Below are 23333 nucleotides of genomic sequence, written 5' to 3'. Positions count from 1 at the left end.
CATGACATATGAAGAATTAATCAATTCACCAGCGGGTGAGTTCGTCATGTTTGCCAGCAAGGATGGAAAAGTTCGCATTGAATGCCGCTTCGAAAGCGATACTTTGTGGCTCTCACAGGCTACGATCTGTGAGTTATACGGCAAAGCCAAAGCAACGATCAGTGGGCATATCAAGAATATTTTTGATGAGGGTGAGCTGGTCGAAAATTCAGTTGTTCGGTTTTACCGAACAACTGCCAGCGATGGTAAAGTATATAACGTTCAATATTTTAGCCTGCCCGTTATTCTCGCCATCGGCTATCGCGTCCGCTCCACGCGAGGTACACAGTTCCGCCAGTGGGCTACCCAAACGCTGCAGGAATATCTGGTAAAAGGCTTCGTTATGGACGACGAGCGCCTGAAAAATCCACCTGTCGGATCATCCGCCGTACCTGACTATTTCGATGAAATGCTGGAACGCATTCGCGATATACGGGCCAGCGAACGGCGGGTTTATCTCCGCGTGAGGGAGATTTTTGCATTGGCCGCTGATTACCAGCCATCACTTAAAGAAACCACGCAATTCTTCCAGACCATCCAGAATAAACTGCATTTTGCCTGCACGGGCCTTACCGCTGCTGAGTTGATTCACCAACGTGCGGACGCCACTCAACCGCATATGGGGCTGACCAGCTATAAAGGCGAAGAAGTCCGTAAAAGCGATGTCACCACTGCAAAAAATTATCTGTCTCAGGAGGAGGTGAGCGAGCTTAATCGCGTCGTGAATATGTGGCTCGATTTTGCAGAAGATCAGGCCAAACGCCGCAAGCAGGTATTTTTACGAGACTGGCAAACTAAGCTCGATCAGTTCCTGCAATTTAACGACCGGGACGTATTAGAAGGAGCAGGCAAAATCAGCAAGAAAGCGGCTGATGAAAAGGCGTGCTCAGAATACATTGAGTTTGAAAAAAAGCAGCGCCTGCTGAAAGAAGCCGAAGGTGAGAAAGATATCATCGACTTATTAAAATGGGATAAGCAGGCTAAGCGCTAATCCCGGTATCCCTGCTCAGCTTCATATGCAGCAACGGAAACGGATTCCCCTGCCCGTCCAGTTCCGAGCGTCCGACCTGCTCAAACCCCATATGGCGATAAAATCCCACGCCCTGCGGGTTCTGCTCATTCACATCCACTTCGTTCACGCCAAACGCTGCGATAGCGTGTTGCAACAGCAATTTCCCCACGCCTTTTCCCCGGCTCGCATCATCAACAAACAGCATTTCAATGCGGTTTTCATCCACGCCTAAAAAGCCGTGAATAACGCCTGCGTCATCGCGAGCTATCACGACCTTGAGGTTAGGCAGATAGGCGTTGAGCAATAACGGACGCAGCGCCGCAATATCGCTTTCCTGTAAAAAGTGATGGGTGGCGCGGACGGAGGATTCCCAGATCGCGACCAGACGTTCGAAGTGTGAGGGGAGTGCGGTTTCAATTTTCATGGGGGGATCATGATTGGAAAACCGAACGATTTCAAGCCACACTTTGCGGTCTGCCCCCCCTCACCCTGGCCCTCTACTTCAAGGGAGAGGGAACCGACCGTGCTAAACCCTAATCTCCATCACCGCGTACACCCCGTCCTTCGGCACCACCACGGTGACGTTTTCCACCGGCACGCCCGCCGCGAGGTGTATATCCTGCAGCTGCTGTAACGACCTCGGGTGAATATCCTCCCAGCCGATGCCCCGCAGCACAAAGTCAATTTGCGGGCTGCTGGTCAGCATGTTCGACACAATCACCGCGCCGCCGGGCTTGACCAGTCGCAGCGCGCGCTGGAGAAAAATCACCGCATCGGTATCGTTGAAGTATTCGAAGATCCCCAGCGCGTCGACCAGTTCGGCCTGGTGCTCGCCCAGCTCCAGCAGCAGGTCCTCGTTACGCACCAGCGTATGGAGCAGGTTGCGCCTGAGCAGCGTCAGCTGTTCGCCCACCACAATGCCTTCCTGCGCCGCCATGGTTTCGGCCCAGCTGAGCGCCACCGGGTCTTTATCCACCAGCGTGAGATACACCTTCTGGCCGTCGAGCTTTGCTTCACGCAGCGCCTCCAGCACCGGGATGGCGGCGCCGCTCGCGAGGCTGACCCAGTTGTTCTCGCTCTCATTATGAATGTACTTATCCACCAGCGCGGCCAGCACCCTGGCGCGGGAACGTACGCCAACCGCATCGTTAGCGTGGATAAACCACTGGCGGCTGTCGCTGTCCATTTTTGTGCCGTCGGGCAGGCGATCTTCCAGCGGGTTTTGCACCACAAACAGCGCCAGCGCAGAGGGCACCAGCCGTGTTCGCCACGCGGTGAGCGCCGGGCGGTTGCGGAAGGCCTGTTCGGAATAGCGGTTCTGGGGAACAAGCACGGCTTGCCCCCCTTCTTCGTATTCCACCTTCGGTGGCCGGAGCGCTGGCTCGGCTTTCAGGGCGCGGTCAAGGGAGGCGATCTCACGGGCAGCATCGTCTTTCATCGGCCACTGGTCGCTGACGTCGGGAAATGACGCGCTAAAAATCGTCATATTTTCCGGCGCATCGCCGCGAAAAGGCTGCCAGTTCATGTCGTCTTCCCTCCGTTGGGCTTTTAACGGAAGTCTATCCAGGCGAGCCAGTAATGCCCCAGGAAGAAAGCACGATTTTTATTGTTTCGCCCACACCAGCTGGTCAACCCGGAAGCCCAGACTGCGTGCGGTGTTCAGGTAATCCTGCTTCACCGCATCCGGGATGGTCGGCGTGCGCGACAAAATCCACAGGTAGTCGCGGTTCGGGCCGCTGACCAGCGCGTACTGGTACTTATCGTCGAGCTTGATCACGTTATAGCCGCCGTAGAACGGGCCGAAGAACGACACCTTGAGCGCGGCCGTGGTCGGTTCGCCGGTAAAGTACGCTTTGCCCTCGCTCTCATTCCATTTGTTCTTCACCGGATCGTAGCCCCGGTTGAGCACGCTGATGCCACCGTCGCTGCGCTTGCCGTAGGTGGCGGTTACCTGCTCCAGCCCGCGTTCAAAGCGGTTTTCCAGACGGGCGACCTCATACCATTTACCGAGATAGCGGCTGGCGTCAAAACCGGAAATCGGCTGCACGCCCTTCGGCGGCGTGGGGGATTTACAGGCGACCAGCGTCAGCGCAATGGCAACACCGGTCACAACAGGCCATAGCTTCATGAGAATTCCTTTCATTTGCACGGTTGGACGTTAAGTGTAGTGCACCGTTTCGGCGCTTCATCCCGTTCGGGAAAATTCGTAGTATATTGAGAGTATTCCTCCACTCTGGACACGGACATGGCTTACTCCATCGGCGAATTCGCCCGACTCAGCGGCATCACCGCCACCACCCTGCGGGCGTGGCAGCGTCGCTATGGTTTACTCAAGCCACAGCGCACGGAAGGCGGCCACCGCCAGTACAGCGATGAGGACGTCCAGCAGGCGCTAAAAATTCTCGACTGGGTAAAAAAAGGCGTCCCGATCGGCCAGGTCAAACCGCTGCTGGAACGCCCGATGCCGGGTCGGACCAACAACTGGCAAACCCTGCAGCAGAACATGCTGCAACGCCTGCAAGACGGCAAAGTCGAGTCCCTGCGCCAGATGATTTACGACGCCGGACGCGAGTACCCAAGGCCCGAGCTGGTCGCGAACGTGCTGCGCCCGCTGCGCAGCCAGGTTTCGGCCAACGTCGCCGCCGCCATGACCCTGCGCGCGATCCTCGACGGCATCATCATCGCCTACACCTCGTTTTGCCTCGAAGGCGATAAAAAAGCGCCGGGCGATAATATTCTGCTCAGCGGCTGGCACCTCAACGACCCGTGCGAGATCTGGCTCGAAGCCCTGACGCGCACCGGGCAGGGCCACCGGATCGACATCCTGCCGGTTCCGCCTGACGCGCTGGCACCGGAAATTTTCCCGGAGCGTAAATGGCTTCTGGTCACCAGCGGCAAACTCACCGCCGGGCGGAAAAAGCAGCTGGAGCAGTGGCAGCAGCAGGTATCGCTTGAAGTGATTATCCTCTGATCATTTTCTCCTGCGGGAATCTTCACGAAAAGTTGAATATTTTCCCGCACCGCAGATGCTAACGTTTTCCTGTGACGAATCACTCCACAGGAAAACATCATGAAAAAAACTGCCCCTCTGCTGATCCTGGCCTCGATGGCCTTTGCCCCTGCTGCCTTTAGCGCCCCTGCCGGCACGCTGAGCGTCCACATTCTCGACCAGCAAACCGGGATGCCGCCGTCGGATGTGACTGTGACTCTCGAAAAGCAACAGCAGGACAAATGGACTCCGATTGCCAGCGGTAAAACCGACCACGACGGCCGTATCAAATCGCTCTATCCGCAGGATCAGGACATGCAGCCTGGCGTGTATAAAGTGACCTTCAAAACCGCAGATTACTTCCACGGCAAAAAGCTGGACTCCTTCTTCCCGGCGATCCCGGTGCTGTTTACCGTGACTCGCACCAACGAAAAGCTGCACATTCCCCTTCTGCTGAGCCAGTACGGTTACTCGACCTACAAAGGCAGTTAAGACGCATTGATTTTAAAGGATTATAAAAAATAGTTCCGCAAATACTTGGACAAATTAGTCATGTTGTGTAAGTTTTAGTTATATGAACGGGAGGACCACACCATGACAACGAAACCTGTACTCGGTATTAGCGGATGTTTGACCGGATCCGCCGTTCGCTTTGACGGCGGACACAAGCGTATGGGCTTCGTCATGGATGAGCTGGCCCAGTGGGTGAATTTCAGGCCCGTCTGCCCGGAAATGGCCATCGGTCTGCCGACGCCTCGCCCGGCCATACGCCTGACGCTGACGGACAGCGGCGAAACGCAGCTCCATTTCAGCAAGCCGCCTCATGATGACATTACGCAGAAAATGGCCGATTTTACGGCGGACTATCTGCCAAAAATCGGCGATCTGTCGGGATTTATCGTCTGCGCAAAATCCCCAAGCTGCGGCCTGGAACGCGTGCGGCTGTACGATGAAAACGGCAACCGGGGCCGCAAGGAGGGCGTCGGGCTGTTCACCGCCGCCCTTCTTGAAACCTGGCCGTGGCTGCCCGTCGAGGAAGACGGTCGGCTGCACGACCCGGTGCTGCGGGAAAACTTTATCGAGCGGGTATTTGCCCTGCATGAACTAAACACGCTGCGCGCTAAAGGTCTGACGCGACGTGGGCTGCTGGACTTCCACAGCCGTTACAAACTTCAGCTGCTGGCGCACCATCAGGCAGGCTACCGTGAAATCGGCCCGTTCGTTGCCTCACTGCACGAGTGGGAAGATCTGGACGCCTTCTTCGTGGCGTACCGGGAAAAGCTGATGACCATCCTGAAAAAACCCGCCTCGCGGAAGAATCACACCAACGTGCTGATGCATATTCAGGGGTATTTCCGTAACCAGCTGAACACCCGCCAGCGCGGCGAGCTGCGCGACGTGATCCTGCACTATCGCAACGGACAGCTGCCTATTCTCGCCCCAATCACGCTGCTGAAGCACTACCTGGCCGAATACCCCGACCGGTATCTGATGACGCAAAACTACTTTGATCCCTATCCTGATGATTTGGGTCTGCGTCTGGCAGTCAAGTGATCATAAAAATGCGAAGGCCCCATTGACCCGTAGAGGCCCAAAGCAGTACCCCGTTTAGACGACATCCTCACTGTCGTCTCTTTTTTGCATTTCATCTCAAAGACTGTGATTATATACAGGCTTATTCTGCAAAAAAGGGGCCTGCCAGTGATCAACACCCTGCACATTCAAAACTACCGCTCCATCCGCGAGATGTCGCTGGAGCTGGAGCAGCTCAACATCGTCTTCGGGCCGAACGGTACCGGGAAATCCAATATTTACAAGGCGATACACCTGATGCACAGCGCCGCCCAGGGGCAGTTTTCCCAGGCGCTGGCGAACGAGGGCGGCATTCTGAAGGTGTTCTGGGCAGGCAAAACCCGCAGCGACCAGCTGCGGCGGATGAATCTGGCGGTGGAAACAGAGACCTACGAATACGAGCTGCAGGTCGGGTTTGTGGAGAAACTGCCCTATCCCTCGCAGTTTCAGCTCGACCCGGTTATCAAAGAGGAGTCCATCTGGCTGAGCGGCCAGCACCGTCGGCCTTCGTCACAGCTGATGAAGCGTAAAAATCAGGCGGTGTTTCTGAACAACGTGCATCACGAGAAAGTGACCCACAGCGGCACGCTGTATGAGAATGAATCGGTATTCGGACAGCTCGGCGAGCCGCATCTTTACCCGGAAGTGTCGCAGATGCGCGAGTCCCTGCGTAACTGGCGCTTTTATCATGAGTTTTCTGTATCAATCGGCTCGGCGATGCGGGCTCCGCAGGTCGGTTTCCGCTCCCCGGTGCTGGCCAGCGACGGCGCCAACCTGGCGGCCGCGTTTCAGACCATCGTGGAGATTGGCGACGAGCTGCTGCTGATGCGCATCCTCGACCAGGCCTTCCCCGGCTGCGTGTTTTATAGCGACAACACCGGCGGACGTTTTCGCATGATGATGCAGCGCGAAGGGCTGAGCAGGCCGCTGGAACCGGCGGAGTTCTCCGACGGCACCCTGCGCTTCCTGTGCCTGGCGGTAGCACTGTTAAGCCCGCGTCCACCGGCGTTTATCGCGTTGAACGAACCGGAAAACAGCCTGCACCCGCAGATGCTGCCCGCGCTGGCGAGCTTAATCGCCGAGGCCAGCCGCTACTCGCAGATCTGGCTCACCAGCCACTCGCCGGAGCTGGCGACGTTGATTGAGAAACAGCGATCATTTTCGCTGTATCAGCTGTCGATGGTGGAGGGGGAGACGAGGGTGGAGAGGCTGGGGTAGTCTCCAGGGGCACAGAGACTGTTTTTTCGCATCTCGCTTCAGCGAATCATGCCAATAAAGAACCCCAGATATCCGGCCCGGCTTAACCATAAAAAAGGGCTGATGAGGCCGGATCGCCGGAGATTAATCAACTCTCTCATGGGAGCCAGGCCATCATTTTTGATAACGACATTTTTTGCACAATAGCGACAATGCATAATCAGAAATAAAATCCCGGCGATCACAAAACCAAAATAACTTTCGCGACTCCCCCAAAAATGAGTGCTTAATTTTAAATAAGTTAATCCCCATACGCTTAGTAAAAAGACGATAAATGAACATGCTGCGATATTCATGTCTCGTTTACTGCCCAGGCCAAAAAAGAGCGCGTCAAAGAAAAACATCGGGGTAAAAGGTGACTGGACGCTTCTTCCCGTCACTTTACTAAAACGAAAAAACACGACCGTTCCAACTACAAACGCGAAAAGCGCAATTCCTAATAGCAGATAAATCATTTAATTAGTCCTTTTTGAAGGGCCAGGATGCGAGTTCGGTACTGCCAGCGCCGTCGATCTCCGGCAGGTTGTTATGATTTTCACTTTGTCGGATACTAGCACCAATACCTCCGCCAATTCTGAAAGCACCACCAACGCCATCTTTACCTACAGATCCTTCAATTGAAAAAATACCAGCGGATATGGAACCTGAATAATCATAAGCCGGATTGAAATCCTTAATTGGATAAGGCCCGAAAGTTAATCCAGCCGACGCATCCGCGCGCCAGCCAAACACCTTTGTTATCCCGCCATTAATTGCGAATTTATCTTCTGAAAGGACCCCCTCCAGATAGCCTCCGCCGACATAACCAACAGCCACCTGACCTTTTACATCACCATGGATTTTTGCCGTATCCCCTACTGATGGACCAATATGAGAGTCTTTAATAGCCTTGTTAATTTTGTCGGGAGATACACCTTTACCGCCGAGGTCGAAAGCCAGTGAAGCATCCTGTTGTGTTGCTGGAGGCACTAATCCACCCCAGTTTGAGGTAGCATTATTCTCTGCCGCGTTCTTCCCACCTTGCGCCCCAGCAGCAGTCGAAGCCGTACTCCCTCCCGCCAATCCACCAGCCATCCCCGCCGATACTGAAGCCAGCGTAACGATCGTCTGCTTTTGATCTTCACTCAGTTTCGACAAGTCTTTCACATCCGGATAAAGCAGCCCGGCTATAGCATGCGCAGCCAGCTCACCTGATGCCGCACCCGCAGCCCCCGCTGCGGCACTGTTGCCCTGGAGAGCCGCCACCGCGCCGCCCAGAACAGCGTGAGCAACGGTATTAACGGTCGGATCGCCTTCGGTAGATTTAAGCAGATGCGCCAGCTCCGGTGCGGATGCCCCCGCCAGCGCACCCGCAATATTGCCGCCTGCCAGTCCCTGAAGTGCCGCCGTTGCCGCCTGAATACCGCGCTGAATATCGCTGCCTGTACCGTACTTCTCCATTGCCGTCTGGCCAGCCTGATTCACGATTTGCTTATCACTTGGGTTAGCATTACCTTCCGATTTCAGCTTCTCTTTGGCCGCCTTAAGTGCCTCCGGATCGGTCATGGCGTTCCGTGCCGCTATCTCACCCTGCGTCCGCGCGATATCCGCCGCCTGGCTGCCGATATCACTGATAAGCCCGACCGCTTTAAGGCGATTTTGCTCTTTCTCCTTGTCGAAGATCGGGCTGATGCTTTCATTGGCATGCTCGGTATCCCGGTTCAGGCTTGCAACATCCTGCGTCTGATTATCCCGATCGCGAACGGTAATAGTACCGTCAGCTACCGCTGCCTGGGTGGTACCTTCCGCATGACCGCTGTGGCTTGCGCCTGAAATCATGCCCCCCGGCATATTGCCTTTAAAGGTATCGCCAAAACTACCGCTCCCGCTCAGGCTCACACCCGTATGGCTGACCTTATAATCCGCCTCGTTGTGAAGGTCGCTAAAGCCCAGCGTTCCCGTGTCCAGCGCGTTTTTGTCTGCCGTCGCCGTGGAAGCTATGACCGCACCATTCATCTGAGTGTGACGGCCAACCGTGACATCAAATCCGCCATTACCGGCAAACAGCCCCGTCTGCTCCTGAACCGAATCATACGTGCTCTTCATTTTGTCCTGACTGGCGCTGATGTAGCCGGAGCCTGTCATACTCCCGAAGGTGAAGCTTCCCCCCGCTGCTACGCTGGTCTGCTTCGATTTGTAATCATTGTTGTCCTGCTGACTGCTCATCAACAGATCGCGACCAATATCAGCGACAACCTTCTCACCATTGACCTGCGCCCCGTTCAGAATAGCGTCACGACCGCTGGACATGGAGACCGTGCCGCCGCTGTCCAGCGTGGTTTCGGTCCAGGTGGTGCCATTACCTTTGTCGTTACCTTTCGAGGCATTTACATTGGCGAAGACACTGATCCCCATCCCGCTGCTGCCACCGCCAATACTCATTCCTACACCACCGCCGCTGCTGCTGTTTTTACCGGTGCTTTTCTGGGTGTTGGCTTCTCCCGTCAGCAGGATGTCGTTTGCCGCATTCAGCGCAGTGCCGCCTCCCGCCTTCAGTTGACTACCGCCGATCAGGATATCCCCGCTGTTTGCGCTTTTGCCTTTGCCCGTAGCGTTAATGGAAAGATCGTTTCCTGCATTAAGCGTGCTACCCGCTACCGTGTCGCTTTCAGCATGCTGCTGAGATTTCGATTTCTGACTGGTTAAAGAGAGGCTGACGCCAAACCCGTTCGCTGGATCGCCCGTCTGCTGCGCAACAACCGCACCCTGCGCCGCCTGCACGCCAGAGAGTGCAGTTTTCGTTGCCTGCAGTGCCGCCAGGCGCCCGTCACTCTCTTTGGTCGCCTCCTGCGCGGTGGTAACGGCGCTGTTGATTGCGCTACCTACCGCGCCAGACAGTGCAACCGTCAGGCCAGTAGATTTTTGTTCGAACTTCTCATCGCGTATGCGCTTGTCGTGCCCCGGCTCGATGATGACGCTGTCGCCGCTGAGGCTTAAATCCTTCCCGGCGATAAGATCCGCGCCGCCGATGTGGGCCTGGTTTCCGGCAGAAATCGCCACGTTACCCCCCGTCGAGCCCACCGTACTGAAGCTCTGGCTCTGGGTGGTGCCCTTCTCACGAAGATCGTGCGTACTTTTGCTGCTGCCGATGGTGAAACCAATCCCACCCGAGCCCATCAGGCCGGATTTTTTCTCTTCCTTAAAGCGCCAGGAGGTGTCGCTGTTCGTGGCCGCCACGATATCGACGTTGTTGCCCGCCTTAAGCTGCACGTCGCCATCGCCCGCCACGGCGGAGCCGTTCACCAGCAGGTTATTGCCCGCCAACACCTGCACGTTGTCGCCGCTCAGCAATGAGCCGGATTCACGCGTCGCGCTGTTCTCCTCGATGGTGTGGGTGGTTTTCTTGCTGAGGAAACCTTTTTTAGTTTTGGTCTGCTCTTTGTAGTGATAATCGCTTTCGGTTGCGGTATCGAGACTGACGTCGCGGCCTGCCGCCACGCCAATATCGCCCTTCGCCGTCACCTGCGCGGCTTCGGTGGTGACATCGCGTCCGGCGAGGATTTGAGTATTCGCCCCGCTGGCGATCTCGGTTCCCTGCTGGCGCACGGACTGGTTGATCTCGACTTTTTTCTTCGCGCTGTATTTATCGCTGGTTGTGGACTCTGCCGCCAGCAGATCGATATCCCGACCAGCCTGCAGCCCCACGCGATCCTGTGCGGCAAGCGCCGCGGCGTTACTGCGCAGATCGCGGCCTGCAGCCAGCATCAGATCGTCGCCAGCGCTAATGACCGTACGCGTATTATCCGTCTTCAGGGAATCCGTTTTCGCGGTCTGGCTGTGGCGGCTATTCTGCGCCACATCCAGCACCAGATCGTTCCCCGCCCAAAGCGCAGCGCTGCTTCCGGCCGTCAGATTACTGCCCGTAACGCTCAGATCGTGCCCCGCCTGCAGGCCAAGGCTGCCCCCGCTGTTTACCGCACTGCCCTGGTTGGTGACGGTCTCATTGAGATTGCGGCCAAAGCGATCGCGCGTCACCAACTGATTCCCGGTAATAGAGATATCATCCAGCGCTTTTAACAACATATCGCCGCCAGCGCTGAGGCTAGCACCGGTATTGATGATATCTTTCCCGGCGCTCAGGGTCAGGCTGTCCGTCGCTTTGATGGAAGCAAGAGCGCCCAGGTCGGTTTGCGTCAGCGAGACGGCCTGGCTGTTCCATCCGTTCGTGTTGCCCGAGATGCTCCATTGGTTAGTCAGCGTCTGGTTAATAATGCTGCCGCCCACGCTCTCAAGGCTAACCGTCTGCCCGCTGATGGTGGACCCCACATTATTGATATTGCCCAGGGCGCTAAGCTGCAGGCTTCCGCTGGAACCGATCAGGCCGCCATTGATGTTGTTGATTGTGCTCTGGCTGCTGGCTGCCAGCAGGCTTTTACCCTGCAGCGTACTGCCGTCATTCGTGATGCTGCCAGCATTAAGGAGCACCTGATTCCCGGCAATAATGCTCCCTTTGTTAAACGCCACGTCCTTCGCCGACAGGTAAAGCCTTGGCACGAGGACATTTTGCCCCTCAATCACCGTGTTTTCCCACCACAGGATACTGGAATCCAGCGAGGCAACCTGCTCTTCTGACAGGCTGACGCCGAGCTGTAACCCCAGCTTATCCCGGGCCTGAGCGGCGCGATCGATCAGATACTGCATCTGCTCAAGGTCGGAGCCCACGCCGTTAACGTAGCGGCTACCGGTCTCGTTCAGGATCTGATTGCTGACGTAGCGGGTGTCAAAGGCCGCATCGCCCAGGAAACGGTAATCATATTCCGGACGCAGATTCAGACGCGCCAGGAAATAATCCGAACCCAGGAACTGCGTGGCATCGGTATAGGTTGTACGGGTTTCCTGCGGCGCCGAAGGCGGCGTCGTCCCGGCGAGCTTGTACAAATCATTGAACAGGCTGCTATCCAGCTGCCCTAAACCCGCCAGTTTCGGGTTGGTAACTATGAGATACGGGCTTTTCGGATCGCGGTTTGGTACAAAATAACCGTTATTACTGGCCGGTAGCGGATAGTCACTCAGCTTAATCGGCGAACCATTGCTGGTCAGCGCGGGGGCAACCGACGAGATATCGGTAAGCGAAATAGGACGGTAGTTATAACCCGGTGGCGGAGGCGTTTTCCCACCGCTGGAAAGCGAAATAATCTGAGCCGTTACCGCAGCAATTTCACCGATCTTATCGCGAGAAGCCAGGGAGGACGTCCCGCTTGTCCCCGTCTGCTGCTGACCCGCCACCAGCGCCACGGCATCGCTGGAGATAGTGGTATGTTTGCCACCCGCGCTATCGGGAACCACCAGGGCTGCACCGGTCCCGCTCAAATCAAGCGGTGTGCCGTTCGCACCATTCTGGCTGGTTAAGCCTGTAGCCTGCAGGTGCACGTCAGCCAGCTTGCCGCCAGACTGGCCAAAATCACCGATGCTCTGTGGACGGTTATCAATCGATGCCAGACCGTTATTACCGGCATTGCGACTGGTGAGCGATTCCGCAGTACCTATGCCATTCCCGCCGCCGGGCAGGTTAATGGTCGCCTGCGGTGCAGCAACGCTTTGGCTGGTTGCCGCGTCCAGCCCGGTGGCCTTAGCGCCAGACGCAACGGTCGGACCGCCAGACAGGTTCAGCCCGGGGGCACTGAGGCCAGGCTTATAGCCTGGGGCGTTCGCCGTGGTGGAGGTATTGCTGATATTGTTGGTGAAACTGGCGACTACCGCGCCGCCAGCCTGGATAACGGCGCGATAAACGTCTCCGCTGGCCCCTTCAGTGGTCACACTGTCAAGAACATAGCTAATCGACTTCGATACCAGCCTGCTATAGCTTCTTGTGTCCTCATCAGGTCTGGGGGCATATTTATCGCCTACCCCATAACGATAAACGTTATAGACCGTCGACGTACCGTTTAGCCACGACTGATTATTTAAAGAATTTCCTGAAAGCTGGATATTTCTGTTCGCCAGAATCGACGACGCCATATTTTCAACGTTATCAGACCGGGCAATGATGTCTCTGCCAGCCGCAATGCGGGACTGCTGCCCTTTTGCACTCACGGAAACAGAAACAGTTTTAACGGCAACTTTTTGAACATCCGCATCTTCATAAGGCGCATAGTTGCCAAGCATTTCGTACCAGTCGTCACCGTGGCCGTGATACCGCGTTCCTTCCGTCACATAAATACCGTACTTACCGGTGCCAGAAGAGGAAATCCAGTCCACTGGAATATCTGCCGTTCCCCCCTTAACCCAGGACGGCGCGATATTCGTTTCGCTCTGGACTGCATTGAGCCCATCACGCTCGTTTACTAAATGCCCGGTCAGAATCGAAATGTCACCACGCAGGGTTTCAATACTGCCTGAAGTATTCACGACCTCCGCGTTAGCGTTACCTGCGCTGTCGCGCTGCATCCACAGGTTGTTGCCAGCCAGAATATCGCCGCGAGCGTTATGGATGCTGTTCGCCATCAGGCTCATATTATTGCCCGCGTACAGCAGGGCGCTATTCAGCAGCGTGCTTCCGGCGCTGGCGATCAGATCGCCTGCGGTTCCGACAAAGCCTGAGTTATTAATACCGTTCAGGCTGCTCAGGCGCAGCGTACCGCCCGCCTCGACGCTGCCTGAACCATTCAGGTTTAACTGCCCTGCACTGAGCTGGCTTTCGCCATAGCCCGCCCGCAGCTGGCCGTTATTATTCAGCGTACCCGCAGCGGAAAGCTGTATCCCCTTGCCCTGCATCAGGCCATTGGTCGTGATATCGCCCTGGCTGGTGACGGACAACGTATTCCCGGCGGCCAGCGTAGTCAGCTGATTATAGGAAGCCTTGCTCGCGAGGGTGAGGTCCCCCAGCGCCACAACCTGCCCCTGCAGGCTGGTATTCCCGGCGTTAATCGCCAGGTTACCCTGGCTCAGCATTCGGGCAGCAGCAGCGTTATTGACCTGCGAGGCTGTGATCCCCAGATTCTGGGTTGCATACACCGTACTGTTATTATCGAGCTGGCCCGGATTAATCGTCAGGGTCGCGCCCTGCAGCATACCGTTGTTTACAATATAATTACCGCCCAGCGTTCCCTGCTGCTGCGCCAGCACCGTACCGCTGTTATTCAGCGAACCGGCGTTGAGCCACAAGGCAAAACCCTGCACCCAGCCGCTGTTGGTCAACCCCGGCGTATTCAGCGTCAGCGTTGCGCCACTGAGCAATTGCCCCTGATTACTGCCGCGATCGCGCAGGTCGAGCTGCGTATTACCGTTCCCCTGTAGCGTACCGTCATTATTCAGCGTCTGTGCGCCCAGCTGGAACGTGCCCTGGCTCAGCATCACGGCATTACGTCCGTTATCGACGTTACCGCGCAGCGTGGCGTTGAGCGCGGTATTTGCCTCCATGCGGCCCTGGTTATTCAGGCTTCCGGCATTCACCGTCAGAGTGTTCCCCTGGATATGACCCAGGTTGGTCAGGATATTGGCCCCCATGCTGAGCAGGCCGTTGCTTAACAGCTTCGCACCCGCCTGCTGGTCAAGATCGCCGCTGAGCGTGACGCCAAGGCCGTCAGCGCCGCTGATGTTGCCGCTGTTACTGAGCGAACCGCCCGACAGCGACATCTTCTTCGCCAGCATTTGTCCCTGATTTTTCAGCGTTGGTGCCCCGAACGTGGCCGTTCCGTTCGCCACCATTGAGCCCGTATTGGTCAGTGAGGCGGTCAGCGTGAGATCCATATTTCCCGCGCTTTGCAGCGTGCCGTTGTTCTGTAACTGCCGCGCGTTAACCTTCAGGTATTGTGACTGCCACAGACCATCATTCGTAATGCTCTGCCCACCCGCCAGCAGCGTTCCCTGTGTTTTCATCGACGCACCGGCCCGGTTGGTCAGCCCCTGAAGAGGTTGAAGCGTAAGGGCGTTCAGACCAATCACGGAACCGGCGTTATCGACCGTGCCGCTATTTACCGTCAGGGTAGTGCCCTGAAGACTGCCCCCGTTTGACAGGCTGCCGCCGTCCACTATCAGGTCACCGTCAACCAGCAGAGAGCCCTGGTTATTCAGCGCCCCCGCAGTGACGCGCGTACTCCCCTGGCCAAGCAGTCGACCCGTGTTGGTCAACTGGTTATCAACCTGAGCGGTCAGCCCGTCGGTACCGAGCGCGCTACCGCTGTTGTTCCAGCCACTCGCGTTCACGCCGAGCCGTTGCCCCTGCATTATCCCGCCATTCGCGAGCTGACCGGCCTTAAGCGTCAGCTGTCCGCCGGTCAGCAGTTTCCCGCCGGTCAGGTTGTTCAGCGTCGGTGCGGTAATCGACAGCCCACCGTCGCCCTGAAGCACGCCGCGGTTATTCAGGATATTGACCGCCAGCGTGGCATTACTCGCCGCCAGCTGACCTGCGTTATCCAGCCGTGCGGCCGTCAGGGTCAAGCCCTGCTGAGCGAGCAGCCGTCCACTTTGTTGGTTCGTCAGCAGGTTACCGATGTTCAGGCCCAGATCGCGCGCCTGCACAATGCCCTGGTTGTCGAGATTATCGAGGTTAAGCGTGAGCCCCTGCTGCGAAAGCAGCAGCCCCTGGTTGGTCAGTTGCGGCAAAGAGAGCGTCAGCGCCCCGCCGGTAATCATTTGCCCGCCGGTTTTATTGTTAAGCACGAGAGAGGATGGCGTGAGGGAGTTCAGCGCCAGCGCGCTGTTGCCCTGCAGCAAGCCGACGTTGTTCAGCAGGTTGGTGATGATACTCACCGATTCTCCCGCTAACGTACCCTGATTGTTAAGACTGGCCGCGCTCAGGGTCAGATCTTTTTGTGCCACCAGGCGTGCATTGCCGCGGTTCACGACGTCGCCGGAGAAGTTTAACCCCAGGCGGCTGCCTTGTAGCGTGCCCTGGTTATCCAGGGTTGCTCCGGAAAGGATCAGCGCCTCTTTTACAGACATCAGCCCCAGGTTGACCATCTGCGGGATGGAGAGATTCAGCGAGCTGCCGCTAACAATTTGCCCATTCGTAAGGTTGTTGAGCCGCGACGTGTGCAGCCCCAGCGCGCTGTCTCCCTGCAGGATGCCGTTGTTGTCGATCTGACCGCTGGTGAGATCGACACTGTTCGCGGCAAGCACGCCGTTATTCGTCAGGCTGGCGCTCTGGCTGCTAAGCTTACGAGCCGCCAGCAGCCTGCCCTCGCTCAGGTTATTCAGCTGTTGCGCGACGTTAAGGTTTAACGCCCCGGCAGACAACGTGCCCAGGTTGTCAAAGCTGCCGGTCGTCAGCGTCATGTCCTGACTCGCCTGAACGAGCCCGCCGTTAGTAAACTGCGGCAGATCGAGATTGAGTGAACCGCCGGACAGGATTTGTCCACCGGTAAGGTTATCCAGAGCCCGGGTATTGAACGTCAACGCCGCGCTGCCCTGTAATAAACCGCTGTTGCTGATGCTGTCCGATTGCAGGTTAAGCGTGCCCGCCGCCAGTTGCCCGCTGTTTTCTAAAACGCCAGCGCGAATATCAAACCCGGCCTGGCTAAGTAACGTTCCGCTATTTGCCAGTGTGCTGCTGACGTTCAGGCTCGCGCCTTGCTGGCCGAGCAGCGTCCCCTCGTTATTCCAGCTTCCGGCCTTAACATTCAACGTTCGGCCCTGTAACGTGCCGGCGTTATCACCCTTATCCCCGGCAAGCGTCAAATCACCGCCGCTTAACAGCTGTCCGCCGATCAGGTTATTAATTACTCTGGCAGCAGGCGTCTGCGCGGCGTCAGCACTCTTCAGTCCTGAGGTCTGTGCCGCTTGTCCCTGGATCGCCAGCCCGTTGTTACCCTGCACCAGGCCGCTATTATTCAGGATCCCGAGAGCCAGGCGCGCATTATCTGCCGCCAGCGTGCCGCTGTTGGTTAACGTATTGCCGTCAAAAGTCAGCGCCTGGGTGGCAAGCACTTTGCCCGTGTCCCGGTTGGTTAGAGCGTTTTTTACCGCGAGGGTCAGCGTGTCGCCCTGAATCACACCGCTGTTAGTCAGCATCGCGCTCGTAAGATTCAGCGCCTTTTTGGCCAGAAGCGTACCGGCGTTACTGAATGCGTCCGCCACAAGATCCAGGGCACCATTACTTTGCAGCGTCCCGGTATTGTCCAGCTCTCCGGTTCTTACGCTCAGCGCATTCGCCGCCAGAATACCGCTATTATCGAGATGATTGGCGGCAAGCTGCAGCTTGCCCTGGCTCAGTATTTGCCCGGTGACGATCGCGGTATTATCCACATTCAGCGTCAGATCGCCTTTGCCTGTCAGCGAACCCGCATTGTTGAAATCCGCGCCGTGCAGAAGGGCGTTCTGCCCCTGCATCAGTCCATTGTTATTCAGCTGCTGGCCGGTGATATCCAGCAGCCCGCCGCTTACTATCTTGCCTGCTCGATCGTTATCGAGGCCGGTAACAGCAAGTTTAAGACCGCTATCCCCCTGCAGCAGACCGCTATTTTGCCCGTGGCCGGACGTAATAATGACGTTGTTGCCGATAAGCTGTCCGTCGTTACGCCAGCTTCCTGCGTTAAGCGTCAGCAGATCGTCTGCAAACAGACGTCCTTCAGGCAGGTTGTTTACCTGACCGGACAGATTTAGCTGCACATTCAGCGCTTCCAGACCACCGCGATTATCAAGAGAAGTCCCGTCCAGGCGCAGGTTTTTCCCCGTCGAAATCAGCCCGTCATTGACCAGCGCAGGTGCCGTAAGCGCTATATCATCGCCTGCCACCAGCGAACCGCTCTTCTGGTTGGACACTGAGGCGGCGGCAAAGCTGAGCTTGCCGTCGGCCTGTATTAGCCCGCTGTTTTTTGCCTGCGCCGCCGCGCTGTCAACGTCGATAGTCGCGGCAGCAATGACGCCGGTATTAGCAAACGCCCCGCTTTTCAGGCTGAGGGAATTCTGGCTGATAAGGCGCCCGTCGTTGTTGAAGGCTCCGGCGAACAGGATATTCAGCGCCTCGCGGCCCAGCATTTGTCCGCGGTTAACGCCGCCAGACTGTCCGCCCGTAAGCGTCAGGTTTTTCCCCTGAACCCGACCAGCATTCTCCAGGCGGGCAACGTTAAGCCCGACATCGCCATCGCTCAGCAATTGGCCGCTGGCCATGTTGTTAAGCTGGCTGCCCTGCAGCCCGAGGGACTGGTTGCCCTGAATCAGCCCGCTATTTGTTAAGCTGCTCACCGCAAGACGCGCGTTGCTGCTGATAAGCTTCCCGGCGTTATCACCGCTGGCGGCGTCAAGCGAGAGAGTATCGTCCGCCAGCAGTACGCCACTGGCCTGGTTATTCAGCGTCTGTACCGACGTTAACGCCAGATTGCCTGCTTCAATATTGCCGCCATTCGTTAGCGTCAGCGCGTCGATAGCCAGCCCCTGACTGACCGAAATCAGCCCGGCGTTGACCAGCCGATCAACATGTAAACTACCTCCGCTACCGCTCATTTCTGCGCCTGCAGTATTATTCAATTCCCCGGCGGTGAGCGACAGACCGTTGATAGCAAGCACCTGGCCGCTGTTATCCAGCCGCCCCGCACCGATCTGAACCGTGTCCCCCTGCAGACGTCCGGCGTTCCCTCCCTGCACGGTATTCAGGGTGAGCGCACCGCCGCTCAGGAGTTGACCACCTGAAAGGTTATCCAGCGTCTGGCTGCTGACGGAAAGCCCCTGATTTCCCTGCAATAACCCCGCATTTGACAGAGTATCGGCGATTATCGTGCCTGAGCGGCTAATCAGTTGCCCCTGGTTGGTGAACTCAGGTGTCGACAGGTGAAGCGAATCATCTGCCAGCAGCACACCTTTCGCCTGGTTATTCAGCTGCTGGCGCAGCGTCAGCTGTAAATCCTTCGCCTCGATGTTCCCGGCGTTGTCCAGCGTCGCGGCCTCGATAGCCAGCCCCTGGGTGACCGAAATCAAACCGGCGTTCACCAGGTCGGGAATGGCAAGCCTGAGCCCGCTGCCGCTGATAATGCTGCCCTGCTTCAGGTTATGGAGTGAGGAGGCGGTAAAACCAAACAACTTGTCACCCTGTAGCAAACCGTTATTGGTCATCTGCCGGGTGTTGATATTGAGCTCGGGCGCCGCGATCTGCCCCTGGTTATCCAACTGCTCGCCCGTAAGGCTCAGTTTGCCTTTGCTGAGCAAATTACCGCTATTGGTAAGGCTTTCGGTGCCGCTCAGGCTAAGCGAAGATAATCCCAGCATCTGGCCACTGTTATCCGCCTTTCTGGTATTCAGACCAATAGTCTCGCCCTGCACCTTACCGGCATTGCTGAATCGCTGGGTCTCATTGAACGTAAGCGTACCGCCGCTGACGACTTCACCCTCAGAAGTATTGTCAAACTGCTCGCCGTCAGCGACAAGTGCCGCGCTCCCCTGCAGCAGACCCTTATTGACGACCGCCTTTGCGTTCAGCGTCGCGCTTTCCGACATCAGACGGCCGTCGTTATTAAGCTGTGGCGTCGCGAGCTTCAGGCTGCGCTGGGCCAGAACAATCCCCTCAGCCAGGTTATTCAGCTTTTCGCGCAGCGTCAGCTGCAGATCCTGAGCTTCAATCCGCCCGTTGTTATCCAACGTTAACGCATCAAGGGCAGCGCCTTGCTGAGCGGAGATCGCGCCAGCATTAACCAGCTGCTGTACGGTAACGGCCAGACCGCTGCCTGCCTGAACAGTGCCGGAAAGCCCGTTTGCCAGCGCGCCGACGTTCAGATCCAGCGCCCCGCCGCTTTGCAACCAGCCGTCGTTATTCAGGCTGTTGCCGCTAATGCTCAGATTGCCTGCCGTGACGCCGCCGAAATTAGCAAACTTCCCGGCGTTCACGCGGCCAGTCTGCTGGCTGACAAGCCGCCCGTCGACGAGGTTAGTAAACGTATCGCGGACATTGACCGACAGATCGTCTAGCCCCGAAGCCTGACCCCCGTTGCTCCACTCCCCGGCGTCAATCGTCAGCGTTTTGCCCTGAACGCTGCCCGCGTTATCAAACGCCGGGGTGGTCAGCGCCAGCGACGCTTCCGCCAGCAGTACGCCGCCTTGCTGATTACTTAATTTCTGCCCCGCTTTCAGCGCCATCGACTGGGCTTCAAGATTGCCGCTGTTCGTCAGCATCAGGCTTTCAATGGTTAGCCCCTGCTTCACCGAAATCAGCCCGGCATTCACCAGCTGTGGGATATTCAGCGTCAGCCCGCTGCCGCTGATGATTTTTCCCCCGCTCTGGTTAGCCAGCCTTGTGGAAGCGAGCTGCAACGTTTGCCCGCCCTGCAGCAGGCCGCTATTGTCGAGGGTATTCGCGTTCAGGTTCAGAGCGGATGAGGCCACTCTCCCGGCGTTATTGAACACCGGTGCGGTCAGGTCGAGAGTATTTTCGGCGAGCGCGCTGCCGGAGGCCGTGTTGGTAAAGGCGTTATTTAGCGTCAGCGCCAGCGCGCTGGCAGCCAGCTGGCCGTCGTTGGTTAAGGTATTTCCCGTCAGCGTGAGCCCGTTACGGGCCGTCATTTTGCCGCTCGCGTGGTTATCCGTATGCCCGGTAATGGCAAGCGTTAAGGCATCGCTATCCAGCGAACCACTGTTGGTCAACTGGCTGGTATTAAGCTGCAGCGTTTTCTGCGCCAGCAGCGCCCCTCCGGCCTGCTGAACAATGGTTTCGGCGCTCAGCGCCATGGCATTATCCGCCTGCAGAGAACCGCTGGTGTCAATCTGGTTAGCCTGCAGAGAAACGTTGCTGCCGCGGCTCGTACCGCGATGCGTTAAGCTGCCGGTAGCGAGCGTCAGGTTGCCTTTTGCGGCCTGGACACCATTCAGCCCGGCTGCGTTATGCGCCTGCAACAGCATATCGCCCTGTGACTGAAGCTGTCCGCTCGCCAGCGTCGTAAGTCGGTCGCCACTGAAGGACAGGCTGCCCTGAGCCAGAACCTCCCCGGCGATCTGCGCATCACCCGCATTGAGCTGCAGGCTGCCCCCGCTGGTCAGCGTGCTCCCCTGAAGAGCGCTGAATTGACGGCTGGTGAGCGCGAGATTCTGTTTCCCACTGACCAGCCCGTTGTTTATGACGCTGTCAGACTGCAGCCCGAGCCTGCCGGTGGATAACAATTGCCCGTTTTGCCCGATATTCAGCGCGCCAGTACCGCTAACGCTCAGATCGCTATCGCTGCTGAGCATGCCGTCAATCCAGGCATCCCCCGTTGAGATCTCCAGCACGCCGCCGGCCAGCAGCTGACCAGTATGGTTAAGCGTGCCTAGATCGAGCCGGGTATTTTTCTGCGCCTGTACCGCACCGCTATTGGTAAAACCTCCCGCTTTCACGTTCAGATCGCCGTTCGCGGTCATTTTCCCGCTGTTAGCGAGCTGGCCTGCGGAAAGGGAGATACCGCTACCTGCCGTCATCTTACCCGCATGGTTTGCAGCCCCTGCGACGTTAGCCTGAATGGCGCCAGCCGCATTAACCTCACTGGTGGTATCTGCGGTAAGCGAACCAGAGTTCAGGTTGATGTCTTTACCCGCCGTTAACGTACCGTTAGCGACGCTCAGCTTTCCATTTCCGGCAAGCGTAATATCCCCATCGCTAACCAGTTTGCCGTTCGTCACCGCCACGTCTGAACGGCTGTTGATCAGCATCGCTCCCGTACTTTTATGATCGCCGCTGAGCACAACGCTATCCGCCTTCGCCGTCAGGCTACCGCTTGCAAGGCTGTTATTCACCACCAACTTACCGTTGGTATCCAGCGTGATATCCCCCTGGCGAGCGTTAAGATCCCCGAGGTTAACCCCGACGCCTTTTTCGCTGGAAACAAGACGGATACGGTTGGCGTACATCCCGCCGAGCGCGCCGGTATCCACGGCTACCACAGGTGCGGCCCCCTCGCCGGTAATCGGCGTGACGCTGCCGTCGGCGGCAACCCGGTTGGCGCCCACGGTCACGGTCAAATCTTTCGCGTGAATAGCGGCGTTCACCTCCGTCGCGCGCGCAATAATCGACAGCGCATCGCTCTTGCTGGCGTCCAGCCCCTGGCCTTCAACCGTGATGGCCCCTTTTGTCACCTCCAGCGCCAGCAGGTTACCGCTGGCGTCAAACTGCGGCTTGCCGGTTGTCAGGGTGACGTTCGGGGTGTTGATAAACCCGCATCCGTTACAGGTGATACCGTACGGGTTAGCCACCATGACGTTTGCCGCCTTGCCGGCGACTTCCGTATAGCCCTGCAGCTGCGAGCGGTTAGCACCTGTGACTTCGTTGATGATGCCTTTCGCTTCCCGCCCGGCCTGCAGGTTGGGGTTGTTCTGGATAAGCCCGCCCAACTGGGTCTGGGTTAAGCGGTCGGTGCCGTTGTTGAGGATAAGCCCCTCTTTGCCGACGTTGTAATCCTGGAACTGGTTATGCGAAATGCCTGCCTGGTTTGGCGTGGCGATGTTGATGACCGGAACCCCGTTCCCCGCCTGATCCATCCGGGTACCTGGCGTAACCGGGTTGATGGATGCTGCGACTGCAGGAAAGACTGGCTGCCCTGCCACCAGAAACATGACCAGATAACTAATCAGACGCTTCGCTAATCCAACGGGATGCTTATCCATGCCTTTACCTTAAATCATCAACCCAATACGGTAATAAATGTCGAGGTGCTCAGGTGCCAAATCGCCCGGATAATAAAGCCAGGCGCCCTGCCCGATATTAAGCAGGCGGCGAATATCACGTTCAGTCAGGAGAAAGAGATGCGGTATTGCCGAGAGAGCAATACAATAACGAACAACGAAAGACAGCCTGGCTGTAATTACGCATAAGCAGAGAGATTTTTTTAGTTTTCTTCAGTATGCCACCCCCACCATAAATAGGAATAGTCCCAAAGGAAGCACTACCAGAATTAGTAGTAATATTTAGGTTAAGGGTAAAAAAACATTAAAAATATGTGATATCGATGGGCATCAGCGCTGGAACTGGCATTATTTCGCTTGTCTAACTTCGCTATTTAAATAGAGATGGGGGGCGACTGCTCTAATTTTTGATATGTAAGACGATTGCAAGTCTCTGCTATACGCGGGAAGGGGATGGTTCTGGTGGGATGTGCTGAGGGGGGTGGGGCGTCGGGGGCTTAAGGGAAGGGCATTTTTAATAGCCTTGATGGCTGGTAAACAATTCTCGGCTCTAGAACTGGGATCACTAGCAGAATTTACCTAAAGTAGAATCGCCTGTCTAATCGGAAATTAACGTCTAAATTCTTACAGGAAACGTAGATCCTGCTCAGTAAATTATCCATACTCTTGCATTTGACTTCTTAGCGCGTCTGTATAGCTGCATACAGTTAGTTACATCCGCTTTCTTGCGGCACGAAATCTTTCCTTTGCGCATTTCTAAATCTTTTTAAAAATGCTCCTGACGTTGGTGTTGGGAGCATTTGTACGTTTTAGCGGTTATTTTTCTGGATTTATATATGTATACCTACTATCAATTTCCAGACCAAGATCATTAGCTATTTTAAGCACTTGCGTGTACTCATCTTTACT

10 protein-coding genes are annotated in these 23333 nt (G+C 56.7%); 5 read left to right on the top strand and 5 right to left on the bottom strand.

The window, feature by feature from the left end; all coding sequences use genetic code 11:
- The first annotated feature begins 1 nt into the window (after nucleotide 1).
- Nucleotides 2–1030 carry a virulence RhuM family protein gene (locus tag V1566_RS03260; RefSeq protein ID WP_395305040.1) on the top strand — a complete coding sequence of 343 codons (1029 nt, stop codon included), beginning with the start codon at nucleotides 2–4 and terminating at the stop codon, nucleotides 1028–1030.
- Here V1566_RS03260 and V1566_RS03255 read toward each other — a convergent pair.
- The 3 genes from V1566_RS03255 to V1566_RS03245 all read right to left on the bottom strand — a co-directional run bounded on the left by V1566_RS03255 (nucleotide 1020) and on the right by V1566_RS03245 (nucleotide 3179).
- Nucleotides 1020–1475, bottom strand: a complete 456-nt coding sequence (locus V1566_RS03255) for an acetyltransferase (RefSeq protein WP_395305039.1) — start codon at nucleotides 1473–1475, stop codon at nucleotides 1020–1022. The two genes, V1566_RS03260 and V1566_RS03255, sit on opposite strands and share 11 nt — an antisense overlap.
- A 102-nt stretch (nucleotides 1476–1577) precedes the next feature.
- Complete coding sequence (locus tag V1566_RS03250; protein WP_395305038.1) at nucleotides 1578–2576, bottom strand: class I SAM-dependent methyltransferase; 999 nt, start codon at nucleotides 2574–2576, stop codon at nucleotides 1578–1580.
- A gap of 78 nt (nucleotides 2577–2654) precedes the next feature.
- Entirely contained in the window at nucleotides 2655–3179 is a 525-nt protein-coding gene (locus V1566_RS03245; RefSeq protein WP_395305037.1) for a lipocalin family protein, read from the bottom strand.
- 117 nt (nucleotides 3180–3296) lie between these two features.
- On the opposite strand from V1566_RS03245, the gene V1566_RS03240 reads away from it, so the two are divergent.
- The 4 genes from V1566_RS03240 to V1566_RS03225 all read left to right on the top strand — a co-directional run bounded on the left by V1566_RS03240 (nucleotide 3297) and on the right by V1566_RS03225 (nucleotide 6830).
- A complete protein-coding gene (locus tag V1566_RS03240) occupies nucleotides 3297–4022 on the top strand; it encodes a MerR family transcriptional regulator (RefSeq protein WP_121426055.1) in 726 nt (241 codons plus the stop codon).
- Between the two features lie 99 nt (nucleotides 4023–4121).
- Nucleotides 4122–4532: a hydroxyisourate hydrolase gene (gene uraH, locus V1566_RS03235; RefSeq protein WP_395305036.1), complete on the top strand. Its 411-nt coding sequence runs from the start codon at nucleotides 4122–4124 to the stop codon at nucleotides 4530–4532.
- Nucleotides 4533–4634: 102 nt separating this feature from the next.
- Nucleotides 4635–5594, top strand: coding sequence for a YbgA family protein (locus V1566_RS03230; protein ID WP_395305035.1), 960 nt, complete (start codon nucleotides 4635–4637; stop codon nucleotides 5592–5594).
- Nucleotides 5595–5741: 147 nt separating this feature from the next.
- Complete coding sequence (locus V1566_RS03225) at nucleotides 5742–6830, top strand: AAA family ATPase (protein WP_267217693.1); 1089 nt, start codon at nucleotides 5742–5744, stop codon at nucleotides 6828–6830.
- Between the two features lie 38 nt (nucleotides 6831–6868).
- Here the strand turns inward: V1566_RS03225 and V1566_RS03220 are convergent, their stop codons facing one another.
- Both V1566_RS03220 and V1566_RS03215 read right to left on the bottom strand, forming a co-directional pair.
- Nucleotides 6869–7324: a hypothetical protein gene (locus V1566_RS03220; protein WP_395305034.1), complete on the bottom strand. Its 456-nt coding sequence runs from the start codon at nucleotides 7322–7324 to the stop codon at nucleotides 6869–6871.
- A 4-nt stretch (nucleotides 7325–7328) separates the two neighbouring features.
- Entirely contained in the window at nucleotides 7329–22406 is a 15078-nt protein-coding gene (locus tag V1566_RS03215) for a polymorphic toxin type 25 domain-containing protein (RefSeq protein WP_395305033.1), read from the bottom strand.
- Nucleotides 22407–23333 lie beyond the last annotated feature (927 nt).

Origin of the sequence: Enterobacter sp. ECC-019 (genome assembly GCF_043974075.1) — a bacterium.
Taxonomy (GTDB): domain Bacteria; phylum Pseudomonadota; class Gammaproteobacteria; order Enterobacterales; family Enterobacteriaceae; genus Enterobacter; species Enterobacter asburiae_D.
This window is presented reverse-complemented; position numbering and strand designations above follow the sequence as displayed.